We start from the raw sequence: 18,537 nt of genomic DNA, 5'->3' as shown, positions 1-18,537 counted from the left end.
CCGTTGTCGCGGTGAGTGCCATTCCCTACTGCGACGACGTGATCCCCGCCGACGAGCAGGTCGTGCCCCTTCCCGACGTCGCGGCGTCCCTCGGCGTCGCCGTGACACGCGTGCATCAGATGCTGCGCGAGAACAAGCTGATCGCCGTGCGCCGCGACCGGGTGGTCGCCGTTCCCGCCGCATTCCTCGACGAGCACGGTCACCCGCTCAAGCACCTCGCCGGCACGGTGTCGGTGCTTCTCGACGGAGGCTTCGATCACACCGCGATCGTGCGGTGGCTCTTCGAGGACGACGCCAGCCTGCCGGGCCGACCGGTGGACGTCCTGCACGGCGACCACGCCCGCGAGATCGTGCGGCGTGCCCAGGCGATGGGTTTCTGACCGGCCCGGTCGATGGGTTTCTGACCGGCCCGGTCGATGGGTTTCCGACCTCAGGACGCCGTCGGGAGCAGGCGAGCGGCGAGTCCGCGACCCGCGGCGCGCGCGGCCACGCCGCCGCGTCGACCGTTCCCGACGGTGGAGCGGCGGGACAACGAGCGATACCCGTCCCGTTCGACGACGCCGAGGATGTCCCGGTACAGCGCGAACGCGACACGGATGCCCGGCCGGGCCCTCGGCGACAGCAGCTCGATCCCCGGCTCGGCGGTGCGGTAGAGGGCGCGGCACGTCGCGATGACGTCGGCGAGCGCACGCGCCACGCGCGGATCCACCCGGTCGGTCCGACGGCACCAGTGCAGCAGGTCCTCGTCCACGCCGTAGGCGGCCAGCACGTCGCCGGGTAGGTAGATCCGGTCGCGGGCGAGGTCCTCGCCCGCGTCCCGCACGAAGTTCGTCAGCTGGAACGCCTCGCCGAGGGCCGCCGCGGCGGGTGCGGCGTCCTCAACCGGGCCGACGGTGCCGAGGATCGGCAGCATCTGCAGCCCGATCACCGCTGCCGAACCCCACATGTAGACCCGCAGGTCGTCGAGGGTGGCGTACCGGTCGGTGTAGATGCTCGACGACGGCACGTCCATGCGCATCGAGGTCATGAACGCCGTGAAGTACTCGGCCGAGATGTCGTACTGGCGCGCGGTGTCCACCGCGGCGGCGAGGATCCGGTCGTGGTCGGTCACGGGTTCGCCGGTCGCCGGCGCCACCGCCGCCGGTCCGTCGGCGAGACCGGCCCGGAACCGCTGGTCGATACGGTCGAGCAACGCTTCGTCGTCGGCGACGGCTGCGGCGTCGTCACGCTCGGCGATCATGTCGACGTCGATGATGTCGTCCACCATGCGGGCGTACGCGTACAGCGCGTGCACGGCCGGACGGCGCTCCGGCGGCAACAAGCGGGTCGCCAGGAAGTACGTCTTGCCGTGCTCGCGCGCGACCTCGCGGGAGACGGCATAGCCCTCGCGCAGTAGATCCGTCACGTGCTCACCTCTCGGGGGGACCGTCGAGTGGACGGCTCGGCGGTCTCGCGGCCCTCTTCGGTCTCACGGCCCTCGGGGATCGCCGTCGCCACGGTGTGGCCGTCGGGATCAGCCACGGTGTGGCCGTCGTCGGAATTCGCCGCGGCGACGGCCGCCTCCGACGTGTCGTTCGGCAGGTGCGCGGACCGCGTCGCAGTCTCCGCCGCGGCGAAGGGCGGTTCCGGGTCCGGATGGGTGACCGAGCGCAGTCGCAGCGGATCGACCTGCCGCAGGGACAGGGCTGCGACGACCGCGGCCACGATGGCGAGCACCACGTGGGGGAACGTGTACAGCCCGATCGAGCCGTCCGGCTGGAACACCAACATGAGCCAGGCGGACAGGCCGACGAGCACGGTCAACGTGGTGATGGACATGGTCAGACCGGCAGCGACGGCGAGCGGCCACGAGTAGTACCACGGCAGCGCCGCGGGGGACAGGATGACGATGGCCACCAGCGAGACGAGGATGCCCAGCAGGGCGCTGCGCTCGGAGTGCCGTGACCGCCACCACGCCGTGACCAGGACGATCGCCAGGGCGACGGCGCAGAGCAGGCGCGTGACCTCCAGCACCGGCCCGAGCCGGGCGCCGGTGAACCAGCCGGTGCCGACGGTCACGAGGTGGGCGAGGATGGTCGGGAGCGACAGCCAGTTGATGATCTTGGCCGACCCGCTGAGCGCGGTCAGCCAGCCGATGCCGACGCCGGCGACGGCGGACGAGACGACGAACACGGCGGCGAACACCGCGAAGCCGATGCCCGCCGTCTTCACGAAGAGCTGCAGGGTGCGCACCTGCCGGGTGGGTTCACCGCGCTCGCGGCGGGCATCGTTCTCGGCCCGCAGACGGGTGCGCTCGTGCTGCATCCACATCCAGACCAGGAACGGCAGCGCGATGCCCGCCGTCGCCTTGATGGCGACGGCCACCGCCACCAGACCCATGCCGAGCACGTGGCGGTGACCCAGGACGGCGGCGATGCCCGCGGTCATCAGGCCGACCATGAGCATCTCGTTGTGGACGCCGCCGATGAGATGGACGAGCACCAGCGGGTTCAGGACCGCGAGCCAGAGCGCGACGGCCGGGTCGGCGCCGAAGTGCCGGGCGATCCGCGGCACGGCCCACATGGTCAGCGCGAGCCCCGGCAGCATCGTCAACCGCAACAGCATGGTGCCGGCGATGACGTTGTCACCGGTCAGTGACGTGATGCCCTGCCCGAGAAGCAGGAACAGGGGGCCGTAGGGGGCGGTGGTGGTGGTCCACACGGTGGAGACGTTGTCCAGCAGGATCCCGGGGTTGGCCACGGGTCCCACGGCGTACGGGTCGAAGCCGTCGCGCAGGAGGGCGCCCTGGGCGAGGTAGGAGTAGGCGTCGCGGCTGAACATCGGCACCGCCAGCAGCAGCGGGGCGATCCACACCGGAACCACCCAGCGGAGTCGGGAGACGGTGGTGCGATGAGCCAACGTCTCGCGGCCGAGGCGAACCCACGCGGCGATCATGAGCAGGACACCGATCCACACCATGGCGGTGGAGAGGACCAGGCCGTGGCCGAAGCGCAGCCACGACAGGTGCATCTCTTCCAGGAGTGGATCACGGCGGCGGACGGCGCCGGATCCGAAGCCGCCGAACGTGATCAGCGCGGCACCGGCGAGGCCGACCAGCGTGGCGCGGCCCGCCGCGCCGGAGAGAAATGCCCGCACACCGTGTCGATCGGTGCCCGCAGGGGACCGACCGAGGGAGGGCGTGGACATGTTCCTCCCCGAATACCTCGACAGCGACGTGTGACGGCCGCGTGCGGCCTGTCGGAGAGTTTAGAGGCAACTCCGGTGAACCCACGCACGGACCGGGCCGGAGCGCGAGGAACCGTTCGCGAAAGTTCAGACCCGCGCGCGTCCGGCCGTCGCGTCGATCCGCTGCGCGGCCAGGCGCCCGGAGATGAGCACGGTCGGAACGCCGACCCCGGGTGTGGTGCCGCATCCGGCCAGCACGACGTTCTCGATGCCGGGGACCAGGTTGCGACGCCGGAACGGTCCCGTCTGACGGAAGACGTGCGACGCGGAGAACGGGGTGCCCGCGATCATGCCCTGCGCGGCCCACGTCGTCGGGGTGTCGACGTGATCGATCACCAGGTGCTCGGCGATGCCGTGGTACCCGCGACGTTCCATCTCGAGCAGGATCTCGCGCACGTACGGCTCGGTGACCGTGTCCCAGTCGATCGGGGCGGTGTCGAGATTCGGGCACGGGGCGAGAACGGAGATCGGCTCCTGCTCGATCCCGTCCGTGGTCACGCGCAGGCCCGGATCGGTGAGCGACGTGCGGGTGATCAGCAGCGACGGATCGCTCATCACCGAGCCGCGACCGCGCCGGGCGGTGAGTTCGCGGAAGGTCTCGGCCCACTTCGCGCCGAAATCGATGACGTGGTGCGACCGCGAGGACCACCGGTCCGTCACCGACACCGGGACGCGCCCGTGGACGACCACCGCCGACGGGGACGCGCGAATCCGTCGACGCGGCGTCCGTACCCCGGCAGTGCCGAGGAGGGCGTCGACGACGGGCAGGTCGGGGGTGAGCACCAGCGCGTCGCACGCGATGCGCTCGCCACCCTCGAGGACGACCGCGCGTGCGCGACCTCCGCCCTGTTCGATGCTGCGGACGGTCGCCTCGGTGCGCAGCGTGCCGCCGGCCGTGGTGAACGCGTCGGCCATCGACTCGGCGATCACGCGCATCCCGCCCTCGGGGAACGTCACCCCCAGGGAGGTGTCCATGTGGGCGATGACGGAGTAGACGCCCAACGCCTTCGCCGGAGCCACGCCCGCGTACAGGGCCTGGAACGTGAAGATGCGGCGCAGCCGATCGTCGTGGACGAAGGCGTCGACCTTGCCGCCCAGCTTCGCGAACCCGCCGAGTTTCAGCAGCGTCAGGGTCTTGCGGAGCGAGGTGGGTTCGGCCACCAGATCCACGGGGGAGTCGAAGTTGCCGCCGACGAAGCGGTCGTACGCGGCGTCGAACATCGACGCCAACCACCCGCGCAGTCGGCGATAGCGCGCGGCTTCCTCGGGCCCGCACGTGCGCTCGACCTCGGCCACCATCCGCTCGGGGTCGGAATGCACGTCGATGCTGGTGCCGTCGGAGAAGCGCGTGTGGTACGCGGGATGGAGCGGGTGCAGACGCAGTGGTGGTGTGGTCGACTCACGGGTCGCGCCCACCGCGGCGAGCGCCTCGTCGATCAGGTCCGGCATGGTCAGCACGCTGGCGCCGGTGTCGATGCGGTAGCCGGGCGCGGCGACCGATCCGACGCGGCCGCCGACGGTGTCGGAGCGTTCGAGCAGGGTCACCTCGCGGCCCGTGCCCCGCAGATGCAGAGCCGCGGCGAGACCGGACAGTCCGGCCCCCACCACGACGACATGATCGGTGGGGCCGGTGACCGTGGCGGCGGTGGACGTCATGTGGTTCTCCTGGTGGCGGCGTGCGCCATGGCGACGAGGCGATCCGCCGCGTCGGGTGAGATGTCGGCACCGGACAGCGCCGTGAGCGCGGAGTCGGTCAGGTCGGTGATGCGGCGCTCGACGTCGTCGACCGCGCCCAGCCGGACGAGCAGGTCCCGCATCTCGTCCACCTGCGCCGCGGTGAGGTCGGTTCCGAGTCCGGCACGGATGGTCTCGGCGGCCGCCGGGTCGTCACGGTCGGCGACGTCGAGTGCTGCCGCGATCAGGACGGTGCGCTTGCCCTCGCGCAGGTCGTCGCCCGAGGGCTTGCCCGTCACCGCCGGATCGCCGAACACCCCCAGCAGGTCGTCCCGCAGCTGGAACGCGATGCCGATGTCGGCGCCGAAGGTGCGGTAGACGTCCAGTAGTTCGGCGTCCGCGTTCGCCAACGCCCCGCCGATCAGCAGGGGCCGCTCCACGGTGTACGCGGCGGTCTTGTAGCGATCGATCCGCAGCGCCGCGTCGAGCGAATCGTCGCTGCGTGCCTCCACCGCGATGTCGAGCAACTGGCCACCGAGGACTTCCGTGCGCATCGCCGACCACATCGGGCCGACGCGGCGCACCGTCTCGATCGGCAGGTCCGCCTCGCGGATCAGATCGTCCGCCCAGCACAGCGCCAGATCGCCCAGCAGGATCGCCACGGCCTCGCCGAACGCGACCGGATCGCCGATCCACTCGGAACGGCGATGGCGCTCGGCGAAGGTGACGTGGACGGTGGGGAAACCGCGCCGGGTCAGCGAGGAGTCGATGATGTCGTCGTGCACCAGGGCGCAGGCCTGGACGAACTCGAGGGCCGAGCAGACCTGCAGAACGGCGGGGGCGTCGGGCCCGGAGGGATCGCCGCCCGCGCCGAGCCAACCGGTCCACGCGAACGCCGGCCGAATTCGCTTGCCGCCGCGCAGGACGAACGAGCGCAGTTCGTCGACCGCCTCGGCGTAGACGGGGCCGACGCTGTCGACGGTGGCGCGTCGAGACTCGACGAAGGAGTCGAGGACGGATTCCACTGCGGTCACGAACGATCCGCGGGGCCAGTCGGCTCGGTCGCCGGCGAGGGATGCGCCGGTGGTCGGGAGAGATGCGGCAGACAGGGTTTCCTCCGGGGACACGCAGGGACGTCGTGAAGCGAGGTCCGCACCGGTCGACGGAGGCGGACGCAGGGCGGAACAGGACCCCGCCTGCCCGCACTCTAGTGCTGATTCGGACACCCCCGCGCCGAGGGACGACCCCGCGCCTCGACCCGCGACGAGGGGTCTGTCACAGCGCGCGGGCCGCCGCGACCCGGCGCGCCGCTTCTATGCTGTGCTCGTGACCGATCGATCACGCACGTCCCGCACCCCGTCCGTCGTCGACCGGCTGGCGGCGGCCACCCATGGGAGCGTGCCGTTCTCCGTCGAGTTCTCGCCGCCCCGCGACCAGGCCGGCGAGGATCGTCTGTGGCGGACCGTGCGGGCGTTCGAGCAGATGCATCCGGCGTTCGTCTCCATGACCTACGGCGCCGGCGGGTCGACGCGTGACCGCACGGTGCGCGTCACGGGCGACCTGGCCGACTCCACGACGTTGGTCCCGGTGGCCCACCTCACCGCGGTCGGACACAGTGTCGCCGAACTGCGGTCGATGGTCGGCGCCTACGCCGATCGCGGCATCGCCAACATCCTGGTGCTGCGCGGCGATCCGCCCGGAGATCCACTCGGTCCGTGGGAGAAGCACCCCGACGGGGTCGAGTACGCCGAGGATCTGGTCCGGTTGGTCAAGGAGCTGGGGGACTTCCACGTCGGTGTGGCGTCCTTCCCGGGTGGGCACCACCGGTCGCCGTCGGTGGACGACGACACGCGATTCCTCGTGAGCAAGCTCCGGGCCGGCGCGGACTACTCCATCACCCAGATGTTCTGGGACGTCGAGGACTATCTGCGTCTCCGGGACCGGGTGAGCGCGTTCGATCCCGAGCAGGGTGCCAAGCCGATCATCCCCGAGATCATGCCCATCACCTCCATGCGTTCCATCGAGCGCGCCGTCGAGCTCTCCGGATCGGAACTGCCCGCGGCCGTGCGGTCGCGACTCGCCGCCGCGGCGGGCAGCGGACCCGAGGAGGACCGGGCCGCCGTCCGGGCGGTCGGCATCGAGTTGGCCACCGAGATGGGGGAGCGGCTCATCGCCGAGGGCGCCCCCGGCCTGCACTTCATCACCCTGAACTTCGCGAAGGCGACGTCGGAGGTCGTGGCCAACCTCGGGCTCGCCCGGCCCGCCCCCGCGATGACCGGGTCAGCGACGGGTGTCGAGAGCGCGTGATTTCCAGGTGAGCGTGCCGCGGCGCCGACCGCGGTCGCTCGACACCGCCAGTGCCGTCCCCACCACGATCGACGCCGGGTGCCAGCTCGACGTGACGACGTCGCGAACCAGCGAATCGGGGCTGCCCTCGGCGCGCCGGGTCACCAGTCGCGACACCACGCCGGCGCCGTAGCCGACCGCCGCCCAGCGGCGCGTACGCCGGGACGACGAGAGCAACCCGGTGGGCGGCACCACCCAGATCGCCGCCACCAGCGCACCGACGACGACGGCGACCGGTCCCCGCCCGAACTGCGACCACAGCCACTTGCCGTGTCCGGCCCACACCTGCGCGGCGTCGTCGTACATCCGGCAGGTGGCCACCCGTCCGCCGTACCCGACGGCCGTCGGGAATCCGTGGCGGCGGAACTCGCGGACCAACTCCAGATCGTCCGCGACGGCTCCGCGCGTCGATCGGTGCCCGCCGACAGCGCGATAGGCGGCGGCGTCCATGACGAGGAACTGGCCGTTGGCCACCCCCATCGACGGACGTCGGCCGCGGTTGGCTCCCCGCACGTAGAGGCTGACCGACCAGGACCAGGAGAGCAGGGGCTGCACCAGCCGCTCGGCTCGGGTCACCGCGACCTGGCCCGGCCACGGGCTGAGGAAGGCGGTGCCGAGTTCGCGCAGCTCCGCGACGGCCGCGTCCACCGCGTGCGGAGTCAGCCGGACGTCCGCGTCGACGAAGACCACCATCGTCGGATCCGTCTCGGTGAGCGCACGGACACCGAGATCGATGCACGTCACGGACTTGCCGACGCCGCCCGCCGTGTCCGGTCGGCGACGGTCCACGCGGACGCGGGGGTCGCCACCGGCGGCGGCCCGGGCGGCGTCGGCGGTGCCGTCGGTGGACTCGTCGTCGAGCACCAGGACGGTCAGGGCGGCGGCCGTCCGCTGGGCGAGCAGATCGGCCAGGAGGTCGGGGAGCCGCTCCGCCTCGTCGCGTGCCGGAATGCACACGGTGACTCGCTCGGTCGCGGCGGCGCCGCCACGTCGGGGAGCGACCACGGGTGCCGTGCGGGCGTTCGCCATCGCCAGCGCCGCGGTGGCCGTCGCCGCGAGGGCGCCGGCGCGGACGAGGCGGCCGTACACGGTCAGCGAGCGTCGTTCCGGCGGCGCGGCGTGCGGAGGGAGGGATTCCGCGACACGTAGGCCATGCCGCCGACGATCGCCGCGACACCGACGGTCACGCCGAACACGATGCCCGCCCAGCCGGCGAAACTGCGCGTGTTCGGATCCGAGTACCGCACCTCGGCGCGCAGCGTGCTGCGTTCGCCGGCCGGCAGGGCCCAGGAGACCACGTTGTCACCCTCGCGGGCGCCGTTGGTGGTGGTGACCCGCGCTGGGAACGCGATGGTGAACTGGACGTCGCTGCCGTCGGCGGGCACGGTGCCCAGGTCCACCTGCCCCGACAGGGCGACCAGATCACCGGATCGCACCAGGGAGAGTTGGAACAGCCCGTCGGCCTGATCCGACAGCCCGCCGAGCTGTTGGACGTCGCCGAACGTGAGGTCGCTGAACAGGGCCTCGCTGCCGACGTACCCGTCCGACGAGTACGGCTGGACGCGAATCTTCCCGGCGAGGCTGTCGGGCACGTCGAGACCCGGTCCGGTGTCGCCCTCGGCGGTCGGGATCACCGCCACGACGATGCGACCCGAGACTCGATCGTCGGAGGAGACACCCATGGACACCTGGGCGCGCAGGCACCCGGAGAGCAGGACGGCCGCGAGGGCGAGAACGGTCACGACGGCGAGACGGCGCGTCCGACGACGACCGGGACGGCGGGAGCGAGGTTCGGCTGGCGTGACCACAGCGGTCATGGTGCCAGCCGATCACCCGTCGTCAGTGCACGGGTCGATCGACACGCGGAGGGGTCGGCGCGGCGTCGCGTCGACGCACCGCCAGCAGGAAGGGAACGCCGACGACGCCCATGGCGACCAGGCCGTACAGCGCGGACCAGCCGAGGTCGGGAAGGAACACGGCGTGGGCCAGGGCGGACCCGAGCCAGGTCCACAGGAACAGCGCGAGTGGAACCGATCGTGAGACCTCGGGCCGTTCCGCCCGCACGCGACCGAGCAGCTCCATGGCCACCGCCATGCAGAAGGCGACGAGCAACCACCCGACGTAGTTGGTCCACGGGATTCCGGGCAGCCCCGGCAGCCCGGAGAAGGCGCTGCACCAGGTCCACTGGCCGTCGGCGACCATCTGCGGGTCGAGGTAGAGATCCCACCCGACCACGCCGACCGTCGTCAGTCCGATGCGCGTCGCGGTGCCGGCCCGCGCGCGTTCGGTGATCACCGTGGCTGCCGTCCACACCGGATACAGCCCTGCGGTCCAGGCGAACGGGACCACCACCGGAACGTGGGCGATCGAGGGACCGATGCGGTCCTGCGCGTAGGCGTAGCACCCGAAGGGCATGCCGGTGCGCGTGCCGACGATCTCGGCGGTCAGACCGATACCGGCGGTGATCAGCACCATCGCGACGGCCCACCCGCCGCCGCGGGAGCGCGTGGCATGCGCGACGCACGCCGCAGCGAGGAGCGCCACCACGGAGAAGGTGATGGCGTCCTTCACCGAGCCCGACGCGAGCGGGTAGGTGATCTGGGCCAGGACGGCCGCCACCGCGAAGCCGAGGGCCACCGGCGGAGTCCGCGTCGCCGGGGTCATCTCACCGGCCCACCATCGCGCCGAGCCGCGAGGCGAGCCGCCGCACGGGTGAACCGGCACGGTCGGCCAGGGCCAGTCGGGCCGCGCTGCGGCCGGATGCGCCGGACACCCCACCACCGGGGTGGGTCGAGGCGCCCGTGAGGAAGAAGGACGGAGCGCCCGGCACGGTCATACCGGCCAGGGCGGGCATCGGCCGCCACATCATCATCTGGTGCAGGGACATCTCCACGTGCATGACGTTGCCGCCGATCAGCCCCAGTTCCTGTTCGAGATCCCACGGCGACTGCGTGTGGCGACGCAGGACGGACTCGGCGAACCCGGGGGCGTACCGATCCACCTCGGCGACGATGCGGTCGCCCTCGAGTTCGGCGACCTCGGGCGATCCGCCGCGCCACGAGCGGCCGTCCGCCAGGCGGTAGGGGTGCCACTGGGACCACAGGGACACCTGGTGTTCCCCGGGCGCGGCGATCGAGGGATCCACCGCGCTGAAACTCATGGCCAGGACGACCGGCGCGGGGGGCAGGTCACCGGCCGACGCGGCGCCGTGGGCCCGGCGCAGCTGGGCGCGGTCGTGCACCAGTAGCTGCAGTCCGTGCGAGGACTCCGCGACGTCGGTGTTCGGGTAGGTCGGCAGGGCGGTCGTCGACGCCCGGACCACCATGCCGATACCCGGGCCCACGTCGATCTGCCGTCGCCACGAGGCGGTGGTCGCCGTGTCGAAGCCGCCGGCGTCGAGCAGGTCGAGGGTCGTCAGGACGTGGCATCCGGCGATCACGGTGCGGGCGCGGACCTCCTCGCCGCTCGCGGTGCGGACCGACCACCCCTCGCCTCGTCGACTCACCGAGGTGACCGCGTCGCCGAGGGTGACGGTGCCGCCGTCGGCCTCGATCTTGGTGGCCAGGGCGACGGAGAGCGCGCCGCTGCCGCCGACCGCGCGACCGGGCGGGGTGGTGTGCATCAACGTGTTGAACGCGACCATCGGGGCCGTGCCCGGTTCGGACATCGGCGGACCGGACTGCGCCCCGAACCAGGCCAGCGCGGCCTTCAGTCGCTCGCTGTCGAACCAGCGGTCGAGCAGAGCGTCGCCGGACGCGAGGAACTCGCGTGACAAGGCCGCGGGGCCGTCCTTCGCGTCCATGCCCCAGAACGAGGAGAAGAACGCGCGCCCGGTGGGCGGCGCGCCGAACGAGCGCATGACGCGGGCGCTGCGCGGCCCCCACACGGCGACGAAGCGTCGGTACGCGTCAGCGTCCCGACGTCCGCAGGCTGCCTCGATCGACGCGCACGTGGCGTCGAGGTCCACCGAGAACACGATGCCCGGCTCGTCCGTTCCGGGTGGCGGGGGAGCGAACGCCCAGGGATCGCAGTCCAGGTAGCGCAGGCCGTGGTCCGCCAGGCGCAACTCCTCGATGATCCCGGTCTGTCGCACCATGATGTGCGCGGACGACCCCCGGTCGACCTTGTGGCCCGGGAACCGTTCCACCGTGGACGCCGCCCCGCCGACGACGGTGTCCCGCTCGAGAACTCGGACCGACCACCCGGCCTCGGTGAGGTAGGCGGCGGAGACGAGAGCGTTGTGTCCCGAACCGATGACGGCGGCGTCGATCACGTGGTCGGCTCCTCGGTGGTGGTGGTGGTGGTGGTGGTGGTGCCGGTGACGGCGGAGCTGCGGGTGGGCAGGGGTAATTCGCGGCCGAGGACGGCGAAGGGTCGGGAATCGCCCGCGAATCGGAATCGGCGCAGCACGTCGGTGAACCCGGCCCGTCGGTACAGACGCCACGCGCGGTTGTCCTCGGCATGGACTTCGGGGGTCGAGAGCAGGACGCGCTGCTCGCTCCGCCCGGCCAGGAGGGTGCCGAGCAGTCGGCTGCCGACGCCGGCGCCCTGGACGCCGGGCGCGACGTGCAGTTCGGTGAGCTCGACGTAGTCCGCGAGGACGTGTTCCGCGCGTTCCGGAGTCCACCCGGCCCGGCGCATTCCGTCGCGGACCTGCCGATGCCACCACTGTCCGTGATCGCCGCGGTAGCAGTAGGCGATGCCCACGATGCGGTCGGCCTGCAGCGCGCCCACGGCGCGCCATCCCGGCCGCAGGATGTGCTCGGACCACATCGGGGCGCGGTGCAGGTCCGTCCCCGGCGGATATCCCATGGCGTCGACGTACACGGCGAGCGCCTCGGTCAGCCGCGCGCGCATCTCGTGCGGGCTGAGGTCGAGCAGAGTGACGTCTCCGCTCCCGGCGGATGCGGGCACGACGGTCACGGTACCCATCCGGTGAGCCCTGGCGCGTCGGCGAGGGGAGCGGTACTGTCTCTATCGAACACACGTTCGACGACGGCGATCGGTGTCGGACCCACGTGATCTTCTTCGCACCGGAGGTCGACGCGGAATGCGCGGCCCCCCGCAGCACGGTTGATCCGGGAGAACGGCCGATCCGCGACGCAGGCCCACGCACCGGCACACGGGTACGAGCACACGAGTACGAGCACGAGTACGAGCACGAGGAGGTTTCGACCATGGCGAGAGGCTTCGCTCCGACGAGCACCCGCGGCGGTCGTGGCACGGTGCTGTCCTTCGGCGCTCCTGCTCCCGCCCCGGCGGGGCCGCCGTCGCGCTCGGCGGCGCTGTTGCGTCGGGCCGACGCGTTGCTCGCGACCGCGGCGGGTGCGCCCACGGCCGCCGATCGTTTCCTCGAGGCGTACGTGGCAGCACTGCGCGGTGCCGGCGCCCTGCTCGATGCGGTGGATCCGACACCGAAGCGTGGCGCGCCGCGCAGCGCGTGGATGCGCATGCAGTCCGCGGCGCCGGAGTTCTCCGACTGGGCGGCGTACTTCGCGGCCCACTCGTCGGTCCGAGCGGCGATCGAGGCGGGGTCCGGCGATCGGATGGACTCGGCGGAGGCCGACGAGTTCTTCACCCAGGTCGGACGCTTTCTCCACCGGGTCGAGGACCGGCTGATCACCTCGCCCGACGCGGTCCCGCAGTCCGCGTAGGACGCGGCGCCACCACGGCGCCCGATTTTTCCGCATACTGGTGTGGCAGCGAGGTGGTACGCCACCGAATCTGCTCGTATCATCGTCAGCAGGTGGCCGGACCGATCGGCCACCTCTCACTTCTGGCCGGGAGTGAGAGCCCATCCAGTGCCGGGGGAGGTACCGTGCCACTCTCCGAGCACGAGCAGCGCATGCTCGATCAGATCGAGAGCGCTCTCTATGCCGAGGACCCCAAGTTCGCGTCCACCGTGCGCGGCGGACGCATCCGAGCGGCGTCGACTCGTCGCCGCTTCCAAGCCATCGCGCTCTTCGTCGTCGGTCTGGTTCTCCTGATCGCCGGCGTCGCGCTGCCCGTCAAGCCCGGTGGGTTCCCCATCATCAGCCTGGTGGGTTTCGCGGTCATGTTCGGCGCGGGTGTTCTCCTGCTCGTCCGGAAACCGGGTGCGCCCACCGCCGAGACGGAGTCCGAGGGTGGTGCCGAGCCGTCGGGACCGCCGTCCTCGTCCCGTCGCCCCGGGCCGACTGCCCGTGGCACCTCGGGTCAGCGTGGGGCCAAGCGTCCCGGCTTCTCGGCCCGGATGGAGGAACGCTTCCGTCGCCGCTTCGACCAGGGCTGACCTGTATGGGTCGGCGTCCGCGCTGACTCCCTGATCTCCACGCCGAATGCGGCGCCTCGTCACGAGGCGCCGCATTCGGCGTTTTTCGTGCGTGCCCGCCACCGCACTGCTGTCCACCGAGCCTCGAGGGCGCGAGTTCCGCCACGGGATCCGGGGCCAATCCGCGGATCCGCAGTGTCGAGGCGGATCGTGTGGCAGAACTCGCGCGGGTGCCGGGCCACGGTGTCCGCGACCCGGCTGATTCGCCGGGATTTCTGTCGGAACGATCGAGGGCGGGCACTCACGCCCGACGGCGCCTTCCGATATGGGTGTCGGCCCGGCTGCGCAACCCCACGACGCCCCACCTGAGCCGGCGAACGTCGTCCGGGCCCCCACTTTCCTCCACTACCGCACGGAAAAGCGCCTCGAGCTGCACTGTTCGTCTGCCGAAGCAGCGTCGCAGAACCAGGTCCTGACGTCCGGTCTCGTCGTCACCCACGAGAACTCACCGCGCGCGACCTGCTCTTTCGTGGACATGTCACCACTCCGAGGGGGTGAAGTGATTGAAAGTGGGGGAAAGTGGGGTAATGTGGCCGTCAGCGGAGAGAGCAAGCCGCGACGGACGCAAGCGGGAGGTGCCGGGTGTTCCTCGGTACCTACACGCCCAAGCTCGACGACAAGTTCCGGCTCACGTTGCCGGCGAAGTTCCGAGACGAACTGGCAGGAGGGGTGATGGTGAGCAAAGGGCAGGATCACAGCCTGGCCATCTACCCCCGGGCGGTGTTCGCCGAGCGTGCGGAGCGGTTGGCGGCAGCGTCGCGGTCGAATCCGCGGGCGCGGGCCTACATCCGCAACCTCGCGGCCGGGACGGACGAGCAGCACCCCGACGGTCAGGGCCGGATCACCATCGGACCTGCCCACCGGGAGTACGCGAACCTCTCCAAGGACTGCGTCGTGATCGGCTCGATGGACTACCTCGAACTGTGGGACGCGGCGTCGTGGGAGACCTACTCCCGTGAGCACGAAGAAGATTTCTCGCAAGCAGTGGACGAATCGCTCGAAGGAATGTTGTAGCCGACCGTGGCCGACGCGAGTGCCGCGTGGCCTCTGCCCGAACCGGGCCTTGACGTACTTCCCCGACGCCAAGTACCGGACCAGGACCCTGACGTACTTCCCCGACGCCAGGTGCCTGATCGGACAGGGACCTCGCGCGCATTCGCTCCACACGGACCGCGAGACCGACCGCAACCGACACGACTGCAGAACACGGCGAGACACGGCGGGAGATCCAGATGGTGGAGCAGCAGGGGTCCCCGTCCCCCTTCTCTCACGTTCCCGTGCGACTCCACCGCGCCGACGAGCTGCTCGGACCGGCCTTCACGGCCGCGGGCGATCGTGATCCGGTCTACCTCGACGCCACTCTCGGCCTGGGCGGGCACGCCGAACACTTCCTCGAGACCTACCCGCGCCTGCGCCTGATCGGCCTCGACCGCGACACCGACGCACTCGCGCTGGCCGGTGAGCGCCTCGCCCCCTTCGGCGATCGGGTGGTTCTCGTCCACACCACGTACGACGGCATCGAGGACGCGTTGGATCGCGCCGGCCTCGATCACGTCGGCAGCGTCGACGGCATTCTGTTCGACCTCGGTGTGTCGTCCATGCAACTCGATTCCGCGGATCGCGGCTTCGCCTACTCGGTGGACGCGCCGCTGGACATGCGGATGGACCCGACGACGGGCCGTACCGCGGCGGACATTCTCAACACCGCCACGCACGGCGAGATCGCCCGCATCCTGAGCACCTACGGGGAGGAGCGGTTCGCGGGACGAATCGCCTCCGCCATCGTGCGGCGTCGCGACGAACAGCCGTGGACCACCAGTGGACCGCTCGTGGAGTTGCTGTACGACAGCATTCCCGCCGCCACCCGTCGCACCGGGGGACACCCGGCCAAGCGCACGTTCCAGGCGCTGCGCGTCGCGGTCAACGCGGAACTCGACTCTCTCCACGACGCGATCGCGCCGGCCCTGGCCTCGCTGGTCGTGGGCGGTCGCATCGTCTTCATGTCCTACCAATCGCTCGAGGATCGCGTGGTCAAGCAGGAACTGACACCGTCGACCCGCTCGACCACCCCCGAGGGCCTGCCCGTGGAACTGCCCGGCAGCGGTCCCGAGTTCCGGCTGCTCACCCGCGGTGCCGAGAAGGCGCCGCAGTCCGAGATCGACGACAACCCCCGGGCGGCACCCGTGCGACTGCGTGCAGCCGAACGTATTGCGAGGAGGACGTCGTGAGTGCACCCGTGGACGTGACGGGAGGTCCCCGGCGTTCGGGCGGCGCGGTCGAGCGGGTCGGATCCCCGTCCGCACCCGCCCGCACCGGTGCGGCCCGACGCGCGTACGAGAAGCGTCAGCGACGCGCCCGCGCTCTCGACGTCGACACGGCGACGACCGATCGTCGCGCCGTGGCCGCTCGCGTCCCGTTCGTCGCGGCCGTCATCGGCCTGCTCGCGATCGGTCTGGCCTGCACACTCCTGCTCAGTACGCGCGCGGCCGAGGAGTCCTACCGGCTGAGCGACGCACGCGCCGAGAACCAGCGGCTGACCGAACAGGCGGCCGCGTTGCAGCGTGACGTGGAGTTGGCCGGGTCCGCACCCGAGCTCGCCCGGCGTGCCGCCGAGCTGGGCATGATCCCGACGAAGGATGTTCCCCGTCTGGTGGTGCAACCGGACGGCGTCGTCCAGGTGATCGGTACGCCCGCTCCGGCGGCGGGCCCTCCGGCTCCGGCGTTCTCGGCGCCCGGGGCGTCGCCGACCCGTGGCGCCGCCGGTCCGACGACGGCGAGGACCGGAACGGGCGCCGCCGCAGCGCCCGGCGCCACGCCCGGCGAGGCGCTCACACCGCTGAACCGGAGCGCGGCCCCCACCACGACCACGCCGGCGCCGGCGAACTCCGCGCCCGCGGCAGCGCCGCAAAACGCAGCGCCGCAGAACGCAGCGCCGCAGAACCCCGGACCGGTCGACGAACAGCCCGTGGCGGTCCCATCCGCGACCGGAGGCACGCAGTGAACCAGCGACGCGACGAGCCGCCCCTGCGCTCCCGAGGCCCCGCACCTCGGTACCCTGCGCGGTCCGGGCCGCAGTACCCGGGTCGACCGGCCGCGCCGCGCGGACGGGGCCCCTCGCGCCGTGGTGGGGCGCGAACGGAGACGTTCGACTTCCGCTTCCGGTACGGCCGCTTCGCCATGTTCCTGATCCTCGGTATCGCGACGGTCCAGCTGCTGTGGATCCAGGGCATCGACGCGCCCGCGTTGTCGGCGCAGTCGGCCAGTCAGCGGACGACGACCATCGTCGACCCCGCCACGCGCGGATCCATCACGGACCGGGACGGCAAACCCATCGCGTTCACCATGGAAGCGAAGGCGCTCACGTTCCAGCCGCAGCGGGTGCGCGTCGAGCTCGAGGAGGCGAAGGCGAAGGACCCGTCGGCGCCCGAGCCGGACGATCGCATCGACGCCATCGCCGCGGGGGTCGCGGACACCCTCGCCGGTGTCGTCACCGAGAAGGACCTCATCGCCAAGATGACGGGCAACACGTCCTTCGAGTACCTGGTCCGCAGCGTCGACCCGGCGGTGGCGGCGACGATCGCCGAGAAGTTTCCCGAGGTGGGCCTGGAGCGGCAGGACATCCGTGAGTACCCGGGCGGCGCGCTCGCGGCGAACATCGTCGGGGCCACCGGGTGGGACGGGCACGGTCTGCTCGGCCTCGAGGACTCGATGGATCCCGTCCTGGCCGGAACGGACGGCTCCCGCACCTACGACCGCGGCAGCGACGGTGCGGTCATCCCGGGGAGCTGGCGCGATCAGCAGCCCGCGATCGACGGGTCCACCGTCGAGCTCACGCTGAACAGCGACATCCAGTACCAGGTGCAGCAGCAGGTGCAGCAGGCGAAGAACCTGTCGGGCGCGAAGAACGCGTCGGCCGTCGTGCTGGACGCGAAGACGGGCCAGGTGCTCGCCATGTCCAACGACGGCACGTTCGACCCGTCCATCGGCGTGGGCAACAACCCCGCCGACGCCCAGATGGGCAACCTCGCCGTGTCGAGTCCGTTCGAACCCGGCTCGGTGAACAAGATCGTCACCGCCGCCGCGGCCATCGAGGACGGGCTGACGCGCCCGGACGAGGTCCTCCAGGTTCCGGGCAGCATCACGATGGCCGGGGCCACCGTGAAGGACGCGTGGGATCACGGCGTCGCGCCGTACACCACCACCGGCGTGTTCGGGAAGTCGTCCAACGTGGGCACGCTGATGTTGGCGCAGCGAGTGGGCGAGGACCGTTACGCGGACATGCTGCAGAAGTTCGGCCTGGGCCAGCGCACCGAGGTCGGTCTGCCCGGCGAGAGCGCCGGCAGCGTTCCGGCGCGCGACCAGTGGTCGGGCGGCACGTTCGCCAACCTCCCCATCGGGCAGGGCCTGTCGATGACGCTGCTCCAGATGACGGGGATGTACCAGGCCATCGCGAACGACGGCGTGCGCATCCCGCCGCGCATCGTCTCCGCGACGGTGGGCCGGGACGGAACACGGACGGAGACCCCCCAACCCGACGGCGTGCAGGTGGTCAGCCCGGAGACCGCACGCACGGTGCGCGACATGTTCCGCTCGGTGACCCAGAACGACACCGGCGACCAGCGCGGCACGGGTGTGCAGGCCGGCATCGAGGGCTACCAGGTGAGCGGCAAGACCGGTACGGCACAGCAGGTCGATCCGAACTGCAAGTGCTACTCGAACTCGAGCTACTGGATCACCTTCGCGGGCATCGCGCCCGCGGACGATCCGCGCTACGTGATCGGAATCATGCTCGACGCACCCACGCGCAGCGCGGACGGTTCCGGCGGGCAGTCCGCGGCGCCGTTGTTCCACTCCATCGCGTCGTGGATGCTGCAGCGTGACGCCGTGCCGCTGTCCGCCGAGGCCGACCGGCTGGTGTTGCAGGCGGGCTGACCGGACCGGACCGGTCGGGGTGCGGTCGGGCCCGCCGGTAATCTGATGCG

General features: G+C 71.4%; 17 protein-coding genes. 8 read left to right on the top strand and 9 right to left on the bottom strand.

What is annotated here, in order from left to right; all coding sequences use genetic code 11:
• Nucleotides 1-11: 11 nt before the first annotated feature.
• Entirely contained in the window at nt 12-380 is a 369-nt protein-coding gene (locus tag RC2_RS10775; protein WP_068146647.1) for an Rv2175c family DNA-binding protein, read from the top strand.
• 50 nt (nt 381-430) lie between these two features.
• Here RC2_RS10775 and RC2_RS10770 read toward each other — a convergent pair whose 3' ends face one another.
• From RC2_RS10770 to RC2_RS10755, 4 genes are all read right to left on the bottom strand, one after another.
• Complete coding sequence (locus RC2_RS10770) at nt 431-1,405, bottom strand: phytoene/squalene synthase family protein (RefSeq protein WP_068146645.1); 975 nt, start codon at nt 1,403-1,405, stop codon at nt 431-433.
• Nucleotides 1,402-3,186: an alpha-(1->6)-mannopyranosyltransferase A gene (locus RC2_RS10765; protein WP_082895415.1), complete on the bottom strand. Its 1,785-nt coding sequence runs from the start codon at nt 3,184-3,186 to the stop codon at nt 1,402-1,404. The genes RC2_RS10770 and RC2_RS10765 overlap by 4 nt, the downstream gene beginning before the upstream one ends.
• A 126-nt stretch (nt 3,187-3,312) precedes the next feature.
• Entirely contained in the window at nt 3,313-4,881 is a 1,569-nt protein-coding gene (gene crtI, locus RC2_RS10760) for a phytoene desaturase family protein (RefSeq protein WP_068146643.1), read from the bottom strand.
• On the bottom strand, nt 4,878-5,933 hold the full coding sequence (locus RC2_RS10755) for a polyprenyl synthetase family protein (RefSeq protein ID WP_068147147.1): 1,056 nt from the start codon (nt 5,931-5,933) through the stop codon (nt 4,878-4,880). Before RC2_RS10755 ends, crtI begins: the two co-directional genes overlap by 4 nt.
• A 292-nt stretch (nt 5,934-6,225) precedes the next feature.
• Here RC2_RS10755 and RC2_RS10750 point away from each other — a divergent pair, with 292 nt between their 5' ends.
• Nucleotides 6,226-7,206 carry a methylenetetrahydrofolate reductase gene (locus tag RC2_RS10750; RefSeq protein ID WP_174552315.1) on the top strand — a complete coding sequence of 327 codons (981 nt, stop codon included), beginning with the start codon at nt 6,226-6,228 and terminating at the stop codon, nt 7,204-7,206.
• Here the strand turns inward: RC2_RS10750 and RC2_RS10745 are convergent.
• The 5 genes from RC2_RS10745 to RC2_RS10725 are packed head-to-tail and all read right to left on the bottom strand — an operon-like array spanning nt 7,180 to nt 12,177.
• Nucleotides 7,180-8,334, bottom strand: a complete 1,155-nt coding sequence (locus RC2_RS10745) for a glycosyltransferase (protein WP_245811072.1) — start codon at nt 8,332-8,334, stop codon at nt 7,180-7,182. The two genes, RC2_RS10750 and RC2_RS10745, sit on opposite strands and share 27 nt — an antisense overlap.
• 2 nt (nt 8,335-8,336) lie before the next feature.
• Complete coding sequence (locus RC2_RS10740; RefSeq protein ID WP_068146631.1) at nt 8,337-9,062, bottom strand: LppM family (lipo)protein; 726 nt, start codon at nt 9,060-9,062, stop codon at nt 8,337-8,339.
• A gap of 22 nt (nt 9,063-9,084) precedes the next feature.
• Nucleotides 9,085-9,909: a carotenoid biosynthesis protein gene (locus RC2_RS10735; protein WP_068147136.1), complete on the bottom strand. Its 825-nt coding sequence runs from the start codon at nt 9,907-9,909 to the stop codon at nt 9,085-9,087.
• Between the two features lies 1 nt (nt 9,910).
• Nucleotides 9,911-11,518 carry a phytoene desaturase family protein gene (locus RC2_RS10730; protein ID WP_068146630.1) on the bottom strand — a complete coding sequence of 536 codons (1,608 nt, stop codon included), beginning with the start codon at nt 11,516-11,518 and terminating at the stop codon, nt 9,911-9,913.
• Complete coding sequence (locus tag RC2_RS10725; protein WP_068146629.1) at nt 11,515-12,177, bottom strand: GNAT family N-acetyltransferase; 663 nt, start codon at nt 12,175-12,177, stop codon at nt 11,515-11,517. Before RC2_RS10725 ends, RC2_RS10730 begins: the two co-directional genes overlap by 4 nt.
• A 245-nt stretch (nt 12,178-12,422) precedes the next feature.
• Between RC2_RS10725 and RC2_RS10720 the strand changes: the two genes are divergently transcribed.
• The 6 genes from RC2_RS10720 to RC2_RS10695 all read left to right on the top strand — a co-directional run bounded on the left by RC2_RS10720 (nt 12,423) and on the right by RC2_RS10695 (nt 18,487).
• The gene (locus RC2_RS10720; protein WP_169818367.1) at nt 12,423-12,899 is read left to right on the top strand and encodes an SAV_6107 family HEPN domain-containing protein; all 477 of its coding nucleotides are present in this window, start codon (nt 12,423-12,425) and stop codon (nt 12,897-12,899) included.
• A gap of 164 nt (nt 12,900-13,063) precedes the next feature.
• The gene (locus RC2_RS10715) at nt 13,064-13,516 is read left to right on the top strand and encodes an SCO2097 family morphological protein (RefSeq protein ID WP_068146628.1); all 453 of its coding nucleotides are present in this window, start codon (nt 13,064-13,066) and stop codon (nt 13,514-13,516) included.
• Between the two features lie 621 nt (nt 13,517-14,137).
• The gene (gene mraZ / locus RC2_RS10710; protein ID WP_068146627.1) at nt 14,138-14,569 is read left to right on the top strand and encodes a division/cell wall cluster transcriptional repressor MraZ; all 432 of its coding nucleotides are present in this window, start codon (nt 14,138-14,140) and stop codon (nt 14,567-14,569) included.
• Nucleotides 14,570-14,787: 218 nt separating this feature from the next.
• On the top strand, nt 14,788-15,783 hold the full coding sequence (gene rsmH, locus RC2_RS10705) for a 16S rRNA (cytosine(1402)-N(4))-methyltransferase RsmH (RefSeq protein WP_068146626.1): 996 nt from the start codon (nt 14,788-14,790) through the stop codon (nt 15,781-15,783).
• Nucleotides 15,780-16,556 (top strand): cell division protein FtsL, encoded by a 777-nt coding sequence (gene ftsL, locus RC2_RS10700; protein WP_245811071.1) that lies wholly within the window; start codon nt 15,780-15,782, stop codon nt 16,554-16,556. Before rsmH ends, ftsL begins: the two co-directional genes overlap by 4 nt.
• Nucleotides 16,532-18,487, top strand: a complete 1,956-nt coding sequence (locus tag RC2_RS10695) for a peptidoglycan D,D-transpeptidase FtsI family protein (protein WP_371828682.1) — start codon at nt 16,532-16,534, stop codon at nt 18,485-18,487. Before ftsL ends, RC2_RS10695 begins: the two co-directional genes overlap by 25 nt.
• Nucleotides 18,488-18,537 lie beyond the last annotated feature (50 nt).

Source organism: Rhodococcoides corynebacterioides NBRC 14404, from assembly GCF_001894765.1.
GTDB classification, from domain to species: domain Bacteria; phylum Actinomycetota; class Actinomycetes; order Mycobacteriales; family Mycobacteriaceae; genus Rhodococcoides; species Rhodococcoides corynebacterioides.
The sequence above is the reverse complement of the archived record's forward strand: the minus strand, read 5'-3'. Positions and strand labels throughout refer to the sequence as shown.